Raw genomic sequence first — 20219 nt, forward strand, 5'->3', positions numbered from 1 at the left:
CCCTTATTCTCCCGCTCCTCCGTGGAGGCTTTGCACCGGGTGGGCGGTGAGCTCCCGCACGGCGCGCAGGTCACCGTGGATCTGGTCGACGGCGGCGTACGCGCTCGCCACGCACGCGGGGATGCCGACGCCGTCGTAGACCGCGCCGCACACGGCGAGGCCGGGCAACTGCGCGACCCGCGCGCGGATCCGCGCCACGCGCGCGTGGTGGCCGACGGGGTACTGGGGCAGGCCGTCCGTCCAGCGGGTGACGCGGGTGGCGACCGGGGCGGCGGTGAGGCCGGTGGCCTCGCGCAGGTCGTGCCGGGAGACGTCGACCAGGCCGGCGTCGTCGCGGCCGAGGATCTCCGTCTCGCCGTACCGGCCGACGGAGGTGCGCAGCACGAGCAGTCCGGGGTCCTCGTCGGCGATCCAGCCCCACTTCCGTGAGGCGAACGTGGACGCCTTGATGGTGCGCCCGTCGACGGGCGGGACCAGGAAGCCGCTGCCCTCGGGCAGGTCGGCCTCCGCACGGCGGTAGGCGAGGGTGATCAGGGCCATGGAGGCGTATTCGACGGCGGTCAGCTCGGCCGCGGCGGCCGGTGCCTCGGCGCGCAGCAGCGCTGCGGCGGCGGGCGCGGGCACGGCCACGATCACGGCGTCGGCGCGCAGCTCCCGGTCCCCGGCGACGACCCGCCACCCGGCGTCCGGGGCGCGCCGCAGCTCGGTCACGCGCGTGCCGGTCAGGATCTCGCCGCCGCGCGCCCGCACCGACTCGGCGACCGCGAGCGGGAGGCTGCCGACGCCGCCGGTGATGCCCATGAACACCGGTCCGGTCCGCCGGCCGGCCGCCGCCTTCGCCTGGATCTCCCGGACGCCCTCGGTGAGCGAGGTGTGGGTGCGCGCGGCCTCGTACAGCTGGGGGACGGCCGAGCGCATCGAGATGCGGTAGGCGTCGCCCGCGTACACCCCGCCGAGCAGCGGCTCGACGAGACAGTCGACGACCTCGCGGCCGAGCCGGGCCGCCACGTACTCCCCGACGGCCACGTCGTCGCCGACCTCCGTGCGCGGCAGGTCGGCGTCGCGTCCGATGCGGGCGAGCCCTTCGTCGGACAGGACGCCGGCCAGGGCGGCGGCGCTGCCGGGCACGCCCATGACGTGGCCCTTGGGCATGGGGCGCAGGGCGCCGCGGGTCCAGATCGAGGCGGTCGCCGTGGCCGGCGGGCGGAGCCGGTCGGCGAGGCCCACCTCGCGCGCGAGGTCCACCGCCTCGGGGCGGCGCGCCAGCATCGACTCGGCGCCCAGGTCGACGCGGACGCCCGCGATCTCGCCGGGCAGCAGCTTGCCGCCGACGCGCTCCGAGGCCTCCAGCACGGTGACCCGCGCCCCGCGATCCAGCAGCCGGTGGGCGGCGGCGAGACCGGCGATGCCGGCCCCGACGACGACGACCTCACCGGTGCCCGTACGTGATCCGCTCATGGCTCCACCTTCTCAACCGCCACCGACAGTCACGCGGGCCGTCCGCCCCCGGCCCCACGCCGCCTCGGGGCCGCCGCGCACCGCCGAGTCCCGACCGTGACCCGTTCGGAACCGTTCCGCGCCAACGTCGGGGCCGGTCCGGGCGTCGTAGGAGCGTCAGTCGTCACGACCTTGGGGGATCGCCCATGCACGCACCACGTTCCACCCGACCCGCCCGGGCCCTGGCCGGGCTGCTGCTGGCCGCCGGCCTCGCGCTCATGGGATGCGGCGGCGCCGACTCCAGCGGCTCCGACAAGACCGCCCGCGCGGAGGCCGGCTCCCAGGCCGACGCGCGCGAGGGCGCGCCCGGCGGCGGCGCGGCCGACGGTGCCGGGGCGAGCGCGGCGCCCAAGGCCCCGGCGAACCCGAACCGCATCATCCGGACGGCCTCGGTCTCCGTGCGGGTCAAGGACGTTCCCAAGGCGCTGGAGAAGGCCCGGGCCACCGCCGAGAACGCGGGCGGCTACGTCGGCAGCGAGACCACCACCGCCGACGAGGGGGGCCGCGAGCGCACCCGGGTCGTGCTGCGGGTTCCCGTCGACAAGTACGAGGAGGTCCTCGCCGACCTGGAGGGCGCCGGCACGCTCCTGGAGCGGACCGCGAAGGCGCAGGACGTCACCGACCAGGTCGTGGACGTGGAGAGCCGGATCGCGTCGCAGCGCGCGAGCGTGGCGCGGATCCGGGAGCTGATGGACCGGGCGACCAGGCTCAGCGACGTGGTGACGCTGGAGGGCGAACTGAGCGCCCGGCAGGCCGACCTGGAGTCGCTGCTCGCGCAGCAGGCGACGCTGAAGGACCGTACGAGCCTCGCCACCGTCACGCTGTCGCTGTCGGAGAAGGCGGTGCGGGAGCCGGCCGAGGACGACGACCCCGGCTTCGTGGACGCGCTCGCGGGCGGCTGGGACGCGTTCGTGACGATGCTGCGCTGGCTCATGGTGGCGCTCGGCGCGGTGCTGCCGTTCGCCGTGGCGGCGGCGCTGCTGGTCCTGTTGTGGCTGAGGCTGGTCCGGCCGAGGCTGCCGCGCCGCCCCGTGCCCGCGCCCGCGCCGAGCGCGCCGAGCACCCTGCCGGCGTTCCGCGCGGCGCCGGAGCGCACGGGTGCGGAGTCCGCGCGCGCGGAGCGCACGGGCGGCGACGGGACACGGGAGGAGGACTGAGCGGCCCCGCGCGGGCTGAAATGTCCTGCTCCCGTAGCGTGTTCGCATGGGAATGAGCCGTGCGAGGGGTACGCGAGAGCGTCTGGTCGTGATCGGCGCCGACGCCGCGGGGATGTCCGCGGCGTCGCAGGCGCGCCGCCTGAGGGGTCCCGACGAGCTGGAGATCGTGGCGTTCGAGCGCGGCCACTTCACCTCCTTCTCGGCGTGCGGCATCCCCTACTGGGTGGGCGGTCAGGTGGCCGAGCGGGACCAGTTGATCGCCCGTACGCCCGAGGAGCACCGCGACCGGGACATCGACCTGCGGATGCGGACCGAGGTCACGGAGATCGACGTCGCGGGCGGGCGGGTACGCGCGCGTGACGTCGATTCCGGCGCCGAGTCCTGGACGTCGTACGACAAGCTGGTGATCGCGACCGGTGCCCGGCCGATCCGTCCGGACATGCCCGGCGTGGACGCGCCGGGTGTGCACGGGGTGCAGACGCTCGACGACGGGCAGGCGCTGCTGGACACGCTGACACGCGCGCGTGGCCGTCGCGCGGTCGTGGTCGGCGCGGGCTACATCGGCGTGGAGATGGCGGAGGCGCTCATCAACCGCGGCTACGAGGTGACGGTCGTCAACCGGGGCGCGGAACCCATGTCGACGCTGGACCCTGACATGGGCCGGCTGGTGCACGAGGCGATGGAGGGCCTCGGTATCACGATGGTGAACGACGCCGAGGTCACCGAAGTCCTCACCGGTGACGACGGCCGGGCGCGCGCGGTGGCGACGGCGGACGCCGAGTACCCGGCGGACGTGGTCGTGCTGGGCATCGGCGTGCGTCCGCAGACCTCGCTCGCCGCGGCGGCCGGGCTGCCCCTGGGCGAGCACGGCGGGCTGCTGACGGACCGGGCGATGCGGGTGCGCGGGCACGAGAACATCTGGTCGGGCGGCGACTGCGTGGAGGTCCTGGACCTGGTGTCCGGGCAGGAGCGGCACATCGCGCTCGGCACCCACGCCAACAAGCACGGGCAGGTCGTCGGCACCAACGTGGGCGGCGGTTACGCCACCTTCCCGGGCGTGGTGGGCACGGCCGTGAGCAAGGTGTGCGACCTGGAGATCGCGCGCACGGGCCTGCGGGAGAAGGACGCGCGCCGGGTGGGGCTGCGCTTCGAGGCGGTCACCGTCGAGTCGACCAGCCGCGCCGGCTACTACCCGAACGCCTCGCCGATGACGGTGAAGATGCTCGCCGAGCACCGCACGGGCCGGCTTCTCGGCGTGCAGATCGTCGGCCGGGAGGGCGCCGCCAAGCGCGTCGACGTCGCGGCGGTCGCCCTCACGGCCCGGATGACGGTGGAACAGGTGACGGCCCTGGACCTGGGATACGCCCCGCCGTTCTCGCCGGTGTGGGACCCGGTGCTGGTGGCGGCCCGCAAGGCGGCGAAGAAGGTCCAGGACAACGCCCGTTAGAGCGCCGCCCGGCGCCCGCTACCCCGACTGCGCCGTTGCGTTGATGCGCTCGATCGCCTGCCGGGCCTGCTCCGCCGGTGGCCTCGGCGGCAGGGACGACACCGACGCCGGGGCGGCGGGCTGCTCGCCGGCCGGGCGGGCGTGGGCCGCGGTCCGCGCCGACCGCAGGCGGTGGCTCACCGCCTCGTCCAGGGTCACCGGACGCTGCGTCTGGGACGCCAGCCGCCCGGCCTCCTGGCCGAGCCGGGCGACGTCCTCCCAGGGGAGGCGCACCACGAGCGTGAGCTCCGCCTCGCCGTCGGGCAGGGCGTGCACCGGAGGGGTCACTGGGTCGTTCATCGCCTGTTCCTCACGTCGTGCCCGCGACCGCCTTCCCCGTGCCGCGGGCGGTTGAGGAGACATACGGACACCCGGACGGCCGTGTTCAGCGCCCGCGCCGATTCGCCGGCGGCGAGACGGGCACCAGTGGTGTGTGGTCATCCCGGTCCATGACGTGAATCCGGCGCGGCGCACCCCGTGGGTGACGTACGCGCTGCTCGTGGCGAACATCCTGGTGTTCGTGTTCACGCCCGGCGTCGCCGGGTCCCTGACGGGCGAGAGCGGTCTGGCGCAGCTGTGCCACCTCCAGGAGTTCCTGGACCGGTACGCGGTGGTGCCGCGCGAGCTGATCCACCACCGGATGCCGCGCGTGGTGCCGACGGGCGACGTCGGCGTGGGCCCGCAGGGTCCGGGCTGCGTGGTGGGTCCGCCGGGTTACGACAAGTCGCCGGAGCTGAGCGTGCTCACGGCGATGTTCCTGCACGGCGGCTGGCTGCACCTGCTGGGCAACATGCTCTTCCTGTGGATCTTCGGCAACAACATCGAGGACCGCATGGGCCACCTCCGCTTCGCGCTGTTCTACGCGGTCTGCGGCTACGCGGCGTCGTACGGCTTCGCGCTTCTCAACGCCGGTTCCGCCGAGCCGCTGATCGGCGCGTCCGGGGCGATCGCCGGGGTGCTGGGCGCCTATCTGGTGCTGTATCCGAGGGCCAGGGTGTGGGTGCTGGTGCCGTTCCTGATCTTCCTGCCGCTGCGGCTGCCGGCGTGGATCGTGCTGGGCCTGTGGTTCGCGCTGCAGGCGGTGTACTCGTCCGGCGGGGGCGTGTCCGACGCGGGCAGCGTGGCGTACGCGGCGCACGTCGCCGGCTTCCTCGTCGGCATGCTGATCGCGTGGCCGCTGCGGCCCGGCACCCCGCCGCCGCCGGAGCCGCGGGGCATGCTCTTCGGGCGGCGCGCCCGGCCTGGATGGTAGGCCGGTGTCCGCTAGGCGGGCGGCGCGGGCAGCCGTACGGCGACCATCGCCACGTCGTCGTCGCCGTCGACGGTCAGCAGCTCGGCGAGCAACTCGTCGCAGAAGGCCTCCAGCGGGCGCCGGACGGCGGCCGACGCGTGCCGGCGCAGCCGCTCCAGCCCGACGGTGATGTCCTCGGCGCGGCGCTCCACCAGCCCGTCGGTGTACAGCAGCAGGGTCGCGCCGGGGAGCAGCGGCTCCGTGACGCTGGCGTACTCGGGTTGGGGGTCCAGGCCGAGCAGCGGGGAGCGGGCCTCGGTCAGGAAGCGTGCGGCGCCGTCCGCCTCGACCAGCAGGGGCGGGGGGTGCCCGGCGACGGAGTAGGTGAGCTGGAAACGGCCGGGGGCCGGGCGTTCGACCCGGGCCAGGACGCAGGTGGCGGTGCATTCCAGGTAGAGGGTCTGCACGGCGATGTCCAGCCGGCGCAGGACCGTGCCGGTGGGTTCCCGGCGGTCGAGGGTGAGGCCGCGGAGCATGTTGCGCAGCTGGCCCATGGTGACGGCGGCGGGCAGGTCGTGGCCGGAGACGTCGCCGATGGTGAGGACGGTGGCGCCGTCGCGCAGCGGGAAGGAGTCGTACCAGTCGCCGCCGACCTCGGCGGCCGAGGTGCTGGGCCGGTAGCGGACGGCGATGGTCAGGTCGGGTACGTCCGGCGGATCGGTGAGCAGGCTCTGTTGCAGGGCGAGCGCCACCTGCCGGGTGCGCTGGTACTCCAGGGCGTTGCTGAGCGGTGTGTGGGTCCGTTCCAGCAGCGTTTGCAGCAGGCCGATGTCGGCGGCGCCGAGGGGGGTGCGGTCACCGCAGACGGAGGCGGTGACGAGGGCGGCGGTGGTGCCGTCGACGACCACGGGGAGCAGGACGACGCTGTTGGCCCCGCAGGCCAGCCAGGGCTCGGCGTCGGGCGGGGCGAGGTCGGGGGGCGGTGAGCCGGGCGGGAAGACGGCGTGGACCGGGCGGCGCCCGTCGGCGGCGCGGGCGAGCGGGCTCCCGGGTCGCAGGTGCTCCTCGTGGTCCGGGGGCAGGCCGGGCAGGCCCTCGCGGGTGGCGGCGGCGACGCGTTCGGCGGTGAGGGCGGTGCCCGGCAGCCGGTGCAGGGCCTGCGGGAGGAGGTAGATGGTGCAGTTGTCGGCGAGGTCGGGCACGATCACCCCGGCGAGGGCGGCCAGCATCTCGTCCGGGCGCACGAGGTCGGCGGTGGCGGCGGCCGCGCGGGCCAGCAGTTCCTCCCGGCGGCTCTCCTGCCACTCCTGCTCGACGTCCGTGCAGGTGCCGACCCACTCGATCACCCGGTCGCCGTCGCGGACCGGGGCGGCCTCCACGGCGAAGTGGCGGTAGCCGCCCGTGGCCTGCCGCAGCCGGTAGGCGTGGGTGAAGCGCGGTGTCACCTCGGTCAGCGCCCGGTGCCACGCCTCGGCGACGCGGGCGCGGTCGTCGGGGTGCACGGCGTCGATCCACCCGTCGCCGCGGAACTCCTCCCAGCTCTGCCCGGTCACCCGCTCCCAGCCGGGACTCGGCTCGGTCACCCCGCCCATCGGGCCCGTCACCCACACCACCTGGGACCCGGCGTTCACCAGGCTGCGGTAGCGCAGCAGGGCGCGCTGGCGTTCCTCGGACAGGACGCGGATGCGTTCCGCGCCGGTCACCTGGTCGGTGACCTCGACGATCACGCCGAGCACTCCCTGCCGGCCGTCGCTCATCGTGGCGTGGGAGATGCTGAACGAGAAGTAGCGCCTTCCCCGGTCCGCCCGGTCCGCGAAGGCCAGGTCGAGGGGCACGGAGGTGAGCACCTCGGCCGTGCCCGTGGCGTAGACCCGGTCGAGGATGTCGAAGTAGCCGCACTGCGCGAGGTCGGGGAAGGCCTCGCGGACGGTCAGGCCCAGCGGGCGGTCGCCGAAGGTCTTCCGGTAGACCTCGTTGGTGTACGCGAGCCGGTGCTCGGGGCCTTCGGTGGCCATGACACCGATCGGGGCGGGGTCGAACATTGTGAGCCGCATGGGGCCTCCACCTGCCCGTACCCGGGAGTGGGACTGGCGCTCAGCGTGTGCCCCTGCCCAGTACCCCGTGTCCGCGTTCCGACTCGTCCCCGGCGGGTGACCGGCCGGTCAGCGCTCGGTCCGGGTGTGGACGTAGTCCACGAGCCGGGTCAGCGCGTCCGGGTCGGTGGACGGCAGGACGCCGTGGCCGAGGTTGAAGACGTGGCCCTCCAGGCCCGCCGCCGCGTCCAGGATCTCGCGGGTCCTGGCCTGGACGGCCTCGGTGGTGGAGAACAGCAGCGTCGGGTCGAGGTTGCCCTGCAGCGCCTTGCCGGGGCCGACGCGGCGGGCCGCCTCGTCCAGCGGGACGCGCCAGTCGACGCCGACGACGTCCGCGCCGGCCCCGCCCATGAGGTCGAGGAGCTCGCCGGTGCCGACGCCGAAGTGGATGCGCGGCACGCCGTAGCCCTCGACCGCGCGGAACACCTTCGCGGAGGCGGGCATGACCGAGCGGCGGTAGTCGGCGGGGGCGAGGGCACCGACCCAGGAGTCGAACAGCTGGACCGCGCTCGCGCCGGCCTCGATCTGCACCTTCAGGAAGGCCGCCGTGATGTCGGCGAGGCGGTCGAGCAGGTCGGCCCACAGCTCGGGGTCGCCGTACATCATGCCCTTGGCGTTCTCGTAGGTGCGGGACGGGCCGCCCTCCACGAGGTAGCTCGCGAGCGTGAACGGGGCGCCCGCGAAGCCGATGAGGGGCGTGCCCCCCAGCTCCCGGGTGAGCATGCCGATCGCCTCGGTGACGTAGGAGACGTCCTCCGGGGTGAGGTCGCGCAGCCGGTCGAGGTCGGCGCGGGTGCGGATCGGCCGCTCGACGACGGGGCCGACGCCGGGCTTGATGTCGAGGTCGATGCCGATCGCCTTGAGCGGGACGACGATGTCGCTGAAGAAGATCGCCGCGTCCACGTTGTGCCGGCGCACCGGCTGGAGGGTGATCTCGGTGACCAACTCGGGCCGCATGCAGGACTCGAGCATCGGAATGCCCTCGCGGACCTTGCGGTACTCGGGCAGCGAGCGCCCGGCCTGCCGCATGAACCAGACGGGAGTGTGCGGCACGGGCTCGCGCCTGCACGCCTTGAGGAAGGCTGACTCGTACGTCGCTGTCGGCTGCTTGCCCGTGGGGCTTCCGTTGGCACTCACGCGGAAAGTCTCGCACGCTCCCGGAACGGGTGCGGCCACGGGCGCCCGGGCGGCCGTCTCGCCCCGGGGTTCGGCCGCTCTGTACATCACGTACATCACGTCACCGGGTGTCTTGCCCTGCGCGAGGCCCCCGTTCCCCTTAATCTTCCCCGCATGGCTGCGGCTCAGGGACGACTGTCGGACGGCACTGGCGAAATGGACGAACCCAAGGACCCGAAGGACACCAAGGACTCGAAAGTCGCGGAGCAGGCCGGGGAGGGCGACCGGCAGGCGGACGCCGCCCCGCCGCCCTTCAGAGCGGCCGTGGAGGCGCTGCGGGCGGCGCGGCTGCGGCCGCAGGTGGAGGTGGAGCCGACGCGCCCGCCGCAGCGGCTGGCGCCGTACGCGTACGCGCTGGAGGCCGCGGTGGTCGACGGCGACCAGGACCTGGCGGACGGCCGTCTGGTGCTGCTGTACGACCCGGCCGGGCACGACGCCTGGCGGGGCACGTTCCGGCTGGTGACGCTGGTGCGCGCGGAGCTGGAGCCGGAGATGGCGGCGGATCCGCTGCTGCCGGAGGTGTGCTGGTCGGGGCTGACCGGGGCGCTGCAGGCGCGCGGGCTGACGTACGGCGAGCCGAGCGGCACGGTGACGCGGGCGAGTTCGCACTACTTCGGCGGGCTGTCGGCGCGGCCGTCCGCCTCGCAGATCGAGATCCGGGCGTCCTGGACGCCCCGCGAGGGGCTGGGCGGGGTGCCGGACACCGGTGCGCACCTGGCGTCCTGGTGCGATCTGCTGGCCCAGGTCGCGGGGCTGCCGCCGGCCGGTCCGGGCGACGCGTCGGTGGTGACGCTGCCGCAGCGGAGAGGTCCGCAGTCGCTCTGAGGTTCCCCGGGTGCGCCACGGGCGTACGGGGCGGTCCGGTACCGCCTCGTACGCCCTTTCGTTTTCGGTCGCCGCCGCTCCCCTCCGGACCCGGCACACGACCCATCACTTTGTCGATACGGCCACTTTCGGGCGCGTTGCGACGCGTACCGAAACCGTTCGGTCTTCGAATGATCGATCAAGCGTCCGAATTGCACGGATTGTTACTCACCAGATCGTGATCATTCTCTAAAGGCCCAGAGGTTTGGTGCCGAAGACGACTGTGACCTTGAAAGCACGGTTCGTCCCGGCTTCACCCCCCACGAGCCGGCCCCGTCCCGCACCCCAGGAGGCCTGGTGTCCGTTCTCCTCGAGCAGCCCGCAAGCCTGGTCGCCTACCGCCCGAACAAGCCGACCGCCATGGTGGTCGTGGCCGACCCCCGCGTCCGATCCACCGTCACCCGCCACCTCTGGGCGCTCGGTGTCCGCGACGTCATCGAGGCCTCGTCCATCGCGGAGGCTCGTCCCCGCATCGGCAACCCCCGCGACATCTGCGTCGCCGACGTCCACCTGCCGGACGGTTCCGGCCTCACCCTGCTGTCCGAGACCCGTGCCGCGGGCTGGCCCAACGGCCTCGCCCTCTCCGCGGCCGACGACATCGGCGCCGTGCGCAACGCCCTCGCGGGCGGCGTGAAGGGCTACGTCGTCACCGGCACCCGCACCAACATCGGGCTCCCCACCCGACCCGGCGCCGCTCCCATCGGCGCCGCCGCCGCACGCCTGCAGCGCCGCCCCCCGGGTGCCCCGAGCCACCCGGGCGGCTACCGCGAACTGTCCGGCCGCGAGGTCGAGGTGCTGCGACTGGTCGCGGAGGGCCAGTCGAACAAGGCGATCGGCGTCTCCATGGGCCTGTCCGCCCTGACCGTCAAGAGCCACCTGGCCCGCATCGCCCGCAAGCTCGGCACGGGCGACCGCGCCGGCATGGTCGCCGTGGCCCTGCGCACCGGCATCATCCACTGACCGCCCGCCGCCTCCCCTACCGCACAGAACCTGCGCGACCGTGAACCCGACCCGTCCCTGAGCTGTCCTGTTTACGACCCCGTGGCGCCCGCAGAGGGAACGTTCCCCCGGCGGGCGCCTTCCGCGCACGGATACTCTTGACAGGTGACCGACGCCCACGAAACCGCAGCAGACAGTTCACTGCGAACCACCGGAGGCGCTCCTCCGGACGACGACGGATCTTCTGCTACGGAGGCGCCGATCCCCTTGCTCGAACCCCGCGAGGGCATTCCGCCCGTGATCGCCGACGACGCCGCCCTCGCCGAGGCGGTCGCCGCCTTCGCCGCCGGGTCCGGCCCCGTCGCCGTCGACGCCGAGCGCGCCTCCGGCTACCGCTACGGCCAGCGCGCCTACCTCGTGCAGCTGCGCCGCGAAGGCGCCGGCACCGCGCTGATCGACCCCGTCGCCTGCCCCGACCTGTCCGGCCTCGGCGAGGCCCTGTCCGGCGTGGAGTGGGTGCTGCACGCCGCCACGCAGGACCTGCCGTGCCTGCGCGAAATAGGGATGGTGCCCACCCGGCTGTTCGACACCGAGCTCGCCGGCCGGCTCGCCGGGTTCCCCCGCGTCGGCCTCGGCGCCATGGTGGAGAACGTCCTCGGGTACGTCCTGGAGAAGGGCCACTCCGCCGTCGACTGGTCGACCCGGCCGCTGCCCGAGCCCTGGCTGCGGTACGCCGCGCTCGACGTCGAGCTGCTGGTCGACCTGCGCGACGCGCTGGAGAAGGAGCTGGACCGGCAGGGCAAGCTGGACTGGGCCCGGCAGGAGTTCCACGCGATCGCCTCGGCGCCGCCGCCCGAGCCGCGCAAGGACCCCTGGCGGCGCACCTCCGGCATGCACAAGGTGCGGCGCCGGCGGCAGCTCGCCGTGGTGCGGGAGCTGTGGCAGACCCGGGACCGCATCGCGCAGCGCCGGGACGTGTCGCCGGGCATGGTGCTCGGCGACACGGCGATCGTGGAGGCCGCGCTGTCCCTGCCGGCGAACGTGCAGGCGCTCGCGGCGCTGAACGGCTTCGGCAACCGCATGGGGCGGCGCCAGCTGGAGCAGTGGCAGGCCGCGGTGGACCGCGCCAGGGCGCTGCCCGACGCACAGTTGCCGCAGCCGGGGCAGCCGGTGACCGGCCCTCCGCCGCCGCGGGCGTGGGCCGACAAGGACCCGCAGGCCGCAGCGCGGCTGTCGGCGGCGCGGGCGGCCGTGTCGGAGCTGGCCGAGCGGTTGAACATGCCGCAGGAGAACCTGATCACGCCGGACACGGTGCGGCGGGTCTGCTGGGAGCCGCCGCAGGTCCTCGACGCGGAGTCGGTCGCGGCGGCGCTCGCCGGGTACGGGGCGCGGGCCTGGCAGGTGGAGCAGGTGACGCCGGCGCTGGTGGTGGCGCTGGCCCAGTCGGCGTAGGCGCGGGGCTCGCCGACCGCGGGCACCGTCGGCCTTGTCGTCGCGCTCCGCGGGAAGCCGTCGCGGAACAGGTGGTGCAGGAACAGGCAGGCCGGCGGCGCCGACGGCGCGACCGGCACCGCACCTGCCGGGATCGCGTCCCGATGGGCTCCACGGGTGACGCGGAAGCGGAACGGCGACGTCGAGATCACGCCAAGATCCGCGAAGGGCACGCGGAGCACGGAATCGGTCCGCGTGCCCCCACGGCTCCGTCGGCGGTGTGACCTTCGCCGCTCCCGGCGGGGGGACTGGGCAGCCACGTTACCCACAAGTAGCATGTGCCTGAGCGCGCGCTCAGCGCATCGCAGCAGTGCCACCCCGCACCCTGGAGGAGAGCCATCGTGCCTCGTACCGTCAGGGACGTCGTCTTCGTCGACGGCGTCCGCACCCCGTTCGGCAAGGCGGGCCCGAAGGGCATCTACCACGAGACCCGTGCCGACGACCTCGTCGTGAAGGCGATCCGGGAGCTGCTGCGCCGCAACCCCGGCCTGGACCCGAAGAAGGTCGACGAGGTCGCCATCGCCGCGACCACCCAGATCGGTGACCAGGGCCTGACCATCGGCCGCACCGCCGGCATCCTCGCGGGCCTGCCCACCTCGGTCCCCGGCTACTCCATCGACCGCATGTGCGCGGGCGCGCTGACCGCCGTCACCACGGTGGCCGGCTCCGTCGCGTTCGGCGCGTACGACGTCGCCATCGCGGGCGGCGTCGAGCACATGGGCCGCCACCCGATGGGCGAGGGCGTCGACCCGAACCCGCGGTTCGTCTCCGAGAAGCTGGTCGACGAGTCGGCCCTGTTCATGGGCATGACCGCGGAGAACCTGCACGACCGGTACCCGCAGATCACCAAGCTGCGCGCCGACGAGTACGCGGTGCGCTCCCAGGAGAAGGCCGCCAAGGCCTACGCCAACGGCAAGATCCAGGCCGACCTGGTGCCGGTCTCCGTGCGCCGCACCAACGCCGAGGCCGGTGAGACGGGCTGGGGCCTGGTCACCGCCGACGAGCCGATGCGCCCGGGCACCACCCTGGAGAACCTCCAGGGCCTGAAGACGCCGTTCCGTGTGCACGGCCGGGTCACCGCGGGCAACGCGGCCGGTCTGAACGACGGCGCCACCGCCTCGCTCATCGCGTCCGAGGACTTCGCGCGCGAGAACGACCTGCCGGTCAAGATGCGCCTGGTGTCCTACTCCTTCGCGGGCGTCGAGCCGGAGGTCATGGGCTACGGCCCGATCCCGGCCACCGAGAAGGCCCTCGCGCAGGCGGGCCTGTCGATCTCCGACATCGGCCTGTTCGAGATCAACGAGGCCTTCGCCGTCCAGGTGCTGGCCTTCCTGGACCACTACGGCATCGCCGACGACGACGAGCGCGTCAACCAGTACGGCGGCGCCATCGCCTTCGGCCACCCGCTGGCCTCCTCCGGCGTCCGCCTGATGACGCAGCTGGCCCGCCAGTTCGAGGAGCAGCCGCACGTCCGCTACGGCCTGACCACCATGTGCGTCGGCTTCGGCATGGGCGCGACGGTCATCTGGGAGAACCCGCACTTCGACGGAGGCAACAAGTGAGCACCACCGCTGAACTCCTGAAGGGCGCGGCCGAGCTGTTCCCCGACGAGGTCGTCACCACGGCGCACGTGCGCCACTTCGACCTCCCCCTGGGTGCGGGCCGCTTCGCCCTGATCACCCTGGACAACGGCCACGACCACACCAAGCCGACCACCTTCGGCCCGCAGTCGCTGGCGAACCTGAACACGGCGATCGACCAGGTCGAGAAGGAGGCCGCGGCCGGCGAGATCGTCGGCGTCGGCATCACCGGCAAGCCGTTCATCTTCGCGGTCGGCGCCGACCTCAAGGGCGTCGAGCTGCTGAAGGAGCACAAGGACGCGCTCGCCATCGGCAAGGGCGGCCACGACGTCTTCAAGCGCCTCGCGGGCCTCGCGGTGCCGACGTTCGCGTACTACAACGGCGCGGCCATGGGCGGCGGTGTCGAGGTCGGTCTGCACTGCACCTACCGCACGGTGTCCACGGCCATCGCGGCGTTCTCCCTGCCCGAGGTGTTCCTCGGCCTGGTCCCCGGCTGGGGCGGCTGCACGCTGCTGCCGAACCTGATCGGCGCCGACAAGGCCGTGCAGGTGATCATCGAGAACAGCCTCAACCAGAACAAGCAGCTCAAGGGCAGGCAGGTCCACGAGCTCGGGATCGCCGACGCGATCTTCGAGGGCGCCGACTTCCTGGAGCAGTCGCTGATCTGGACGGCGTCCGTCCTCAAGGGCGAGATCGTGGTCGAGCGCCCGGTGATCGACCGCGGCGAGGCCTGGGACCAGGCCGTCGCCAAGGGCCGCTTCGTCGCCGACTCCAAGGTGCACGGCGCCGCCCCGGCCGCCTACCGCGCCCTGGACATCATCGCCGCCGCCAAGAACGGCGACCTCCAGCAGGGCTACGACGCCGAGGACCAGGCCCTCGCCGACCTCATCATGGGCGGTGAACTGCGCGCCGGCATCTACGCCTTCAACCTGGTGCAGAAGCGCGGCAAGCGCCCGGCCGGCGCCCCGGACAAGAGCCTGGCCCGCCCGGTCACCAAGGTCGGCGTGGTCGGCGCCGGTCTGATGGCCTCGCAGCTGGCACTGCTGTTCCTGCGCCGCCTGGAGGTCCCGGTCGTCCTGACCGACATCGACCAGGAGCGCATCGACAAGGGTGTGGGCTACGTCCACGCCGAGATCGACAAGCTGCTCGGCAAGGGCCGCGTCAACCAGGACAAGGCCAACCGCCTCAAGGCGCTGGTGACGGGCGTGCTGGACAAGGCCGAGGGCTTCGCGGACGCGGACTTCGTCATCGAGGCCGTGTTCGAGGAGATGGGCGTCAAGCAGCAGGTGTTCGCGGAGGTCGAGGCGGTCGCCCCGGCGTACGCGATCCTCGCCACGAACACCTCGTCGCTGTCGGTGTCGGAGATGGCGTCGAAGCTGAAGAACCCCGAGCGGGTCGTCGGCTTCCACTTCTTCAACCCGGTCGCGGTGCTGCCGCTGCTGGAGATCGTCCGCGGTGAGCAGACCGACGACGCGTCCCTGGCCACGGCCTTCGCCGTCGCCAAGAAGCTGAAGAAGACGGCGGTCCTGACGAAGGACGCCCCGGCGTTCGTCGTCAACCGCATCCTCACCCGCTTCATGGGCGAGATCCAGAACGTGATCGACGAGGGCACCCCGGTCGAGACCGCGGAGAAGGCCATCGAGCCGCTCGGTCTGCCGATGTCCCCGCTGGTGCTGCTGGAGCTCGTCGGCCCGGCGATCGGCCTGCACGTCTCGGAGACGCTCAACAAGGCGTTCCCGGACCGCTTCAAGGTCTCCCCGAACCTCAAGGCGGTCGTCGAGGCGGGCAAGCGCGGCTTCTACGTCTACGACAGCGGCCGTCCCGAGCTGGACCCGGAGGTCGCCGCGCTGCTGAAGCAGGGCGACACCGTCCTGACCGAGGAGCAGGTCCGCGCCCGCGTCCTGGACGCGGTGGCGCAGGAGATCGGCCTCATGCTGGAGGAGGGCGTCGTCGCCGAGGCGCAGGACATCGACCTGTGCCTGATCACGGGCGCCGGCTGGCCCTTCCACCTGGGCGGCATCACGCCGTACCTGGACCGTGAGGGCGTGTCGGAGCGCGTGAACGGCAAGCGGTTCCTGGAACAGGGCGTGGCGTCGGTCCCGGCGTGACGTCCCGGCGCGTGTGAGGAGGGGCCCCCGCTGCGGCGGGGGCCCTTCGTTTTTCCTCACGCGGCTTCTTGATGTCGGTCACACCTGAGAGGCCGGGTGAAGAAGGGAGACAGGTTTAGCCATACAATGTGTCAATCCTGGTCGCCTTAGGGGGAGGCCGTTCCGGGAAGACGGAAGGATGGACGGCCGCATGCGGCGAAGAACGAAGGGGCCGCGGCGCGCACCCGAGAGCGCCGTCCACGAACCGGCCGGAGGGCCGCACCGGGCCGAGAACCCGGTCGGCGGCAAGTGGCTGTCCCGCGGCACGGACGGACGGCTCGCCGCCTTCGCCCTGGCTCCGGGCGTGCTGCTGCGCTGGACCGAGGCACGCCCCGGCGGGCCCGACTGGGACGGCCCGGAGTCCTTCCCCGTCCCGCCCGGACTGAGCCACCTCTCCATTTCCCAGGGCGCCAACGGCTATCTGCACTTCCTGGCCCACCGCACCCGGCAGAACGCCGAGGGCCGGACCACGACCGACCTGATGTACTCCATGCAGTACCAGTCGGGCCGTCCGCTCAACGAGTGGCGCGCGATCGGCAACCCGTACAAGGCCGAGGACGAGCGCCACGCGCGCCTGGGCCGTCCCACCGGTGCCGTCGACGGCGCGGGCACCCTGCACGTGTTCGTCCGCAACGCCGGGCGCGGCCTGCACGTGCGGCACGAGGACAAGGACGGCAAGTGGCGTCCGTGGCAGGACCTGCGCGGCAGCGCTCTGCACGAGGGCGTGACCGTCGGTGTCACCTCCAAGGGCCGCATCGGCGTGCTCGGCCCGTCCGAGAAGCCCCTGCACCACTGGCAGCAGGCGGTCCAGGGCGGCGCGTTCGAACGTCTTGAGGACAAGCACGTGACGATGGTCCCGGGCACCGGCGTGGCCCTGGAGACCGCGGAGGACCAGCTCACCTTCTACGTCGCCGACGCGTACTCGCCGAACCTGCTGGCGATCCGCCCGAACGGTTCGATCGTGCCGATCGGCGGCGCCCCGGGCGGCGGTGCCCTCTGCGCGCTGCGCACGGTCATCGACGGGCAGGACTGCACCGTCCTCGTGCACCGCGGGGTCGGCGGCACGCCCGTGTTCGGCGCGTTCGTCACCAACGCCGAGGAGTGGGGCGTGCAGTGGGCGGACGTCGGCCGACCGTGCCTCGGGGACCCCGCGACGGTGCTGGACGCGCACGGCCGGATCGTGGTCGCCATGCTCGGCACGGACGGGATCCCGCGCGTCACCCGCCAGTCGTCGGAGTCCGGGCTCACGCTCGGGCAGTGGCGCGGGATCTGACGGGACGCCGGGCCGGTCGGGGCCCGTGGCCCACCGCCCGGCGGAACGGCGTCAGCGCCCCACCGGGCTGGGGCGCATGCTCGGCAGTCCGTGCCGGCGCTGCGCCGACTCGGCCATGCCGCGCAGGAAGCCCACCGCGTGGGACGTCGTGTCGGGCGTGAACCAGGCCTCGGCAACCTCGCACAGCTCCACCCGGACGCCCCGGCCGCGCAGGACGATGGGCAGCGTGTGCGCGACGGTGGACGGGAACGTCAGGACCGTGTGCCCGACGGGCCCCTGGGCCGCGAGGAGTTCCAGCGGCAGATCGGGGCGCAGGACGCGCACGCCCGTGGCGTCGGCGATCCGCCGGAGCTTGTCCCTGCTCTCCCGGCGGTGGGCGAGGTACCGGTCCACGCCCCGGGCGCGGACGATGGAGCTCACCGCCCGCAGGTAGTGCTCCTCCCCCACGATGCCGGTCTCGACCAGCGAGGTGCCCAGCAGGTCGGCGCCGCCGCGCACGGTGGGGCGGGGGAACCGGGAACGGGTCCAGGCGTACTCGTTGGAGGCGATCCGGATGCCCGGGGGCGGAGCGACCTCCATGCAGGTGAACAGCGTGCGTTCCAGCTCCGGTTCGGTGAGCCAGGTCATCGCCCGGCCGCCCCGTCCGGTGCCGCCCGCCTGCTGGTGCCAGCGGGTCAGCCCCCGGCCCTCGGTGACGATGCGCACGAACTCCGTGGTGGCCGTTCCGTCGTCGACGATGACCAGTTCCCGGGCGGTGGCGGAGGGCAGCAGCATCTGCACCATGCCGGAGAACAGGTCGCCGACGACGAGCCGGCCGGCCGCCGCGACCAGTTTGCGGACGGCGGCGATCTGCCGCATCCGGCTCATCGTCCCGGACCGCACCTCGAACCGGGTGATCTCCAGGCCGCCCGCGGCGGCCAGTTCCCCGACGCGGGCCAGCTGGACCCTGGACCAGGCGTCCGTCGGCAGCAGGACCGCCACCCGGAGTGCGGGGCCCTCGCCCTGATGGCAGGCGTGCGCCCATTCGGCCACGTTCAGCAGCTGGGCGGGGCTCTCCACCAGGGCGAGGGTCGTCGTCACGCGGCCGGGACCGCCGATTCGGCGACGACGCCGGCGACGCGGCGCAGCTTCTTCATCGGGCCGAGCTCGGACTCGTAGACCTTCTTCACGCCGTCGCCGAGGGAGGCCTCGATGGTGCGGATGTCGCGCACCAGGCGCGTGAGGCCCTGCGGCTCGACGGAGGCGGCCTGGTCGGAGCCCCACATGGCGCGGTCCAGGGTGATGTGACGCTCCACCATGCAGGCGCCCAGGGCGACCGCGGCGACCGTGGTCTGCAGGCCGATCTCGTGGCCGGAGTAGCCGATCGGGACGTTCGGGAACTCCTTCCGCAGGGTGTTGATGGCGCGGAGGTTGAGCTCCTCGGCCTTCGCCGGGTACGTCGAGGTGGCGTGCAGCAGGACGATGTTCTCGCTGCCCAGCACCTCGACCGCGTGCCGGATCTGGGCCGGGGTCGACATGCCGGTGGACAGGATGACCGTCTTGCCGGTGGCACGCAGGGCGCGCAGCAGCTCGTCGTCGGTGAGGGACGCGGAGGCGACCTTGTGGGTGGGGACGTCGAACTTCTCCAGGAAGGCCACGGCCTCGGTGTCCCACGGGGAGGCGAACCAGTCGATGTTCTTGGACTTGCAGTACTCGTCGATGCGGCGGTACTCGTCCTCGCCGAACTCCACGCGGTGGCGGTAGTCGATGTACGTCATCCGGCCCCAGGGGGTGTCGCGCTCGATGTCCCACTGGTCGCGCGGGGTGCAGATCTCCGGCGTGCGCTTCTGGAACTTGACCGCGTCGCAGCCGGCGTCCGCGGCGGCGTCGATGAGCTTGAAGGCGTTCTCGATGTCGCCGTTGTGGTTGATGCCGATCTCGCCGATGACGTAGGCGGGCGCGCCGTGACCGACCACGCGGGTACCGATCTGGCGGACAGGATGGTGCTGCATGCTGATCAGAGAGCCTTTCCAAGAAGGTGTGCTGCTATTTCGCGGACAACGCCGTGGCCCCCGCGTGACGTGGTCACGGCGCGCGCTCGTTCACGGACGATGTCGTGGGCGTCGGCCACGGCCACGGGCCAGCCGACGAGTTCGAAGCAGGGCAGGTCGTTGACGTCGTTGCCGGCGTAGAGGATGCGGCCGGGGTCGATGCCCTCGGCCTCGTACCACTTGCGCAGTTCGACGTCCTTGCTCTCCACCCCCTGGATCACGGGGATGCGGAGCTTGCGTGCCCTGGCGGAGACCACCGGGTTGGTCTCGCTGGAGAGGACGAGGACGGGGACGCCCGCCTTGCGGAGGCGGGCGATGCCCATGCCGTCGCCCCGGTGGACGACCACGGTCTCGCGCCCGTCGGCGTCGATCCACACGCGGTCGTCGGTCTGGGTGCCGTCGAAGTCGAGGACGACCGCGTCGACGTCGGCGCGGGTCGGGAACCGGGGTTCGTCGACGAGGCCGGCCAGTGCCCGGGCCCGTGCGAGGTCGGCGGGGTCGTCGATCTCCAGGGTGCGGGCCGGGTCGACGGGCACGGCCGCCACGTTCCCGAAGAAGCGGTGGTTCTTGTCGCGGAAGCCCTGGGCGCGCATGGCGTAGGCGGCGCCGGTCTCCAGGAACTCCTCGGGCCGGTCCTGGCGGCGCAGCCGTTCGGCGCTGTCGTGGTTGACGCCCTCGGCGGCCACGACGACCGACTGCCCCTCCTCGCGGATGCCGCGCCACACGAAGCCGTGGAACGGCGAGGCGGTGAACGCCGAGTCGGCGCCGCCGTCCAGCACGGCCGACACCACGCCGTCGATGTCCTGTGCGGTGAGGAAAGGGCTGGTGGCCTGCACGAACAGCAGCACGTCGGTGAGTTCGCCGTGCCGCTCCTCGATGACGTCGAGGGCGTGCAGCAGCGCGGACTCGCTGGACGCCGTGTCCGAGGCGAGGCCGGCGGGCCGCACGACGACCTCGGCGCCGTGCCGGCGGGCCTCCTCGGCGATGTCGTCGGCGTCGGTGCTCACCACGACGCGGGTCACCCGGCCCGCCCCCCGGCAGGCGCGCACGGCACGGCCGACGAGCGACACGCCCGCGACCGGCGCGACGTTCTTGCCGGGGATGCCCTTGGAGCCGCCGCGGGCCGGGATGACGGCCACGACGACTGGGTTGGAATGTGCTGACATATCAGACCTCGGGGTGCGGCGGGTGACAGATGTGCCGCGCACGGGCCCCGTGCGCGGGGTGATGGGGGGAGGAGAGGAGAGGGAAGCGG

16 protein-coding genes are annotated in these 20219 nt (G+C 73.2%); 9 read left to right on the plus strand and 7 right to left on the minus strand.

The features are described from left to right. Nucleotides 1-3: 3 nt before the first annotated feature. Nucleotides 4-1458: a protoporphyrinogen oxidase gene (gene hemG, locus QC282_RS14945; protein ID WP_279549836.1), complete on the minus strand. Its 1455-nt coding sequence runs from the start codon at nt 1456-1458 to the stop codon at nt 4-6. A 185-nt stretch (nt 1459-1643) separates the two neighbouring features. On the opposite strand from hemG, the gene QC282_RS14950 reads away from it, so the two are divergent. Together QC282_RS14950 and QC282_RS14955 are read left to right on the plus strand one after the other, a co-directional pair. Beyond that, nucleotides 1644-2654 (plus strand): DUF4349 domain-containing protein, encoded by a 1011-nt coding sequence (locus QC282_RS14950; RefSeq protein ID WP_279549837.1) that lies wholly within the window; start codon nt 1644-1646, stop codon nt 2652-2654. A gap of 46 nt (nt 2655-2700) precedes the next feature. Beyond that, nucleotides 2701-4101, plus strand: a complete 1401-nt coding sequence (locus QC282_RS14955; RefSeq protein WP_279549838.1) for an FAD-dependent oxidoreductase — start codon at nt 2701-2703, stop codon at nt 4099-4101. Between the two features lie 18 nt (nt 4102-4119). Here QC282_RS14955 and QC282_RS14960 read toward each other — a convergent pair whose 3' ends face one another. Beyond that, entirely contained in the window at nt 4120-4440 is a 321-nt protein-coding gene (locus tag QC282_RS14960; RefSeq protein ID WP_279549839.1) for a hypothetical protein, read from the minus strand. Nucleotides 4441-4573: 133 nt separating this feature from the next. Here QC282_RS14960 and QC282_RS14965 point away from each other — a divergent pair, with 133 nt between their 5' ends. After that, nucleotides 4574-5392: a rhomboid family intramembrane serine protease gene (locus QC282_RS14965; RefSeq protein WP_279549840.1), complete on the plus strand. Its 819-nt coding sequence runs from the start codon at nt 4574-4576 to the stop codon at nt 5390-5392. 11 nt (nt 5393-5403) lie between these two features. Here the strand turns inward: QC282_RS14965 and QC282_RS14970 are convergent, their stop codons facing one another. Next, entirely contained in the window at nt 5404-7425 is a 2022-nt protein-coding gene (locus QC282_RS14970; protein ID WP_279549841.1) for a SpoIIE family protein phosphatase, read from the minus strand. Nucleotides 7426-7533: 108 nt separating this feature from the next. Beyond that, complete coding sequence (gene hemE / locus QC282_RS14975) at nt 7534-8601, minus strand: uroporphyrinogen decarboxylase (RefSeq protein ID WP_279549842.1); 1068 nt, start codon at nt 8599-8601, stop codon at nt 7534-7536. Nucleotides 8602-8754: 153 nt separating this feature from the next. Here hemE and QC282_RS14980 point away from each other — a divergent pair, with 153 nt between their 5' ends. The 6 genes from QC282_RS14980 to QC282_RS15005 all read left to right on the plus strand — a co-directional run bounded on the left by QC282_RS14980 (nt 8755) and on the right by QC282_RS15005 (nt 16934). Next, nucleotides 8755-9465 carry a DUF3000 domain-containing protein gene (locus tag QC282_RS14980; protein WP_279549843.1) on the plus strand — a complete coding sequence of 237 codons (711 nt, stop codon included), beginning with the start codon at nt 8755-8757 and terminating at the stop codon, nt 9463-9465. Nucleotides 9466-9801: 336 nt separating this feature from the next. After that, nucleotides 9802-10464, plus strand: coding sequence for a response regulator transcription factor (locus tag QC282_RS14985; RefSeq protein ID WP_279549844.1), 663 nt, complete (start codon nt 9802-9804; stop codon nt 10462-10464). A gap of 144 nt (nt 10465-10608) precedes the next feature. After that, nucleotides 10609-11895 (plus strand): ribonuclease D, encoded by a 1287-nt coding sequence (locus tag QC282_RS14990; RefSeq protein ID WP_279549845.1) that lies wholly within the window; start codon nt 10609-10611, stop codon nt 11893-11895. Between the two features lie 380 nt (nt 11896-12275). Further along, nucleotides 12276-13496 (plus strand): acetyl-CoA C-acyltransferase, encoded by a 1221-nt coding sequence (locus tag QC282_RS14995; RefSeq protein WP_279549846.1) that lies wholly within the window; start codon nt 12276-12278, stop codon nt 13494-13496. Then, nucleotides 13493-15622, plus strand: a complete 2130-nt coding sequence (locus QC282_RS15000; RefSeq protein WP_279549847.1) for a 3-hydroxyacyl-CoA dehydrogenase NAD-binding domain-containing protein — start codon at nt 13493-13495, stop codon at nt 15620-15622. Before QC282_RS14995 ends, QC282_RS15000 begins: the two co-directional genes overlap by 4 nt. Nucleotides 15623-15812: 190 nt before the next feature. After that, nucleotides 15813-16934 (plus strand): hypothetical protein, encoded by a 1122-nt coding sequence (locus QC282_RS15005; RefSeq protein ID WP_279549848.1) that lies wholly within the window; start codon nt 15813-15815, stop codon nt 16932-16934. Between the two features lie 51 nt (nt 16935-16985). On the opposite strand, the gene QC282_RS15010 is transcribed toward QC282_RS15005, so the two are convergent. The 3 genes from QC282_RS15010 to QC282_RS15020 are packed head-to-tail and all read right to left on the minus strand — an operon-like array spanning nt 16986 to nt 20130. After that, the gene (locus tag QC282_RS15010) at nt 16986-18014 is read right to left on the minus strand and encodes a hypothetical protein (protein ID WP_279549849.1); all 1029 of its coding nucleotides are present in this window, start codon (nt 18012-18014) and stop codon (nt 16986-16988) included. Continuing rightward, entirely contained in the window at nt 18011-18925 is a 915-nt protein-coding gene (locus QC282_RS15015) for an N-acetylneuraminate synthase family protein (protein ID WP_279549850.1), read from the minus strand. Before QC282_RS15015 ends, QC282_RS15010 begins: the two co-directional genes overlap by 4 nt. Nucleotides 18926-18930: 5 nt before the next feature. Beyond that, the gene (locus QC282_RS15020) at nt 18931-20130 is read right to left on the minus strand and encodes an acylneuraminate cytidylyltransferase (RefSeq protein WP_279549851.1); all 1200 of its coding nucleotides are present in this window, start codon (nt 20128-20130) and stop codon (nt 18931-18933) included. Nucleotides 20131-20219 lie beyond the last annotated feature (89 nt).

Source organism: Streptomyces sp. DH24 (assembly GCF_029813775.1).
Taxonomy (GTDB): domain Bacteria; phylum Actinomycetota; class Actinomycetes; order Streptomycetales; family Streptomycetaceae; genus Streptomyces.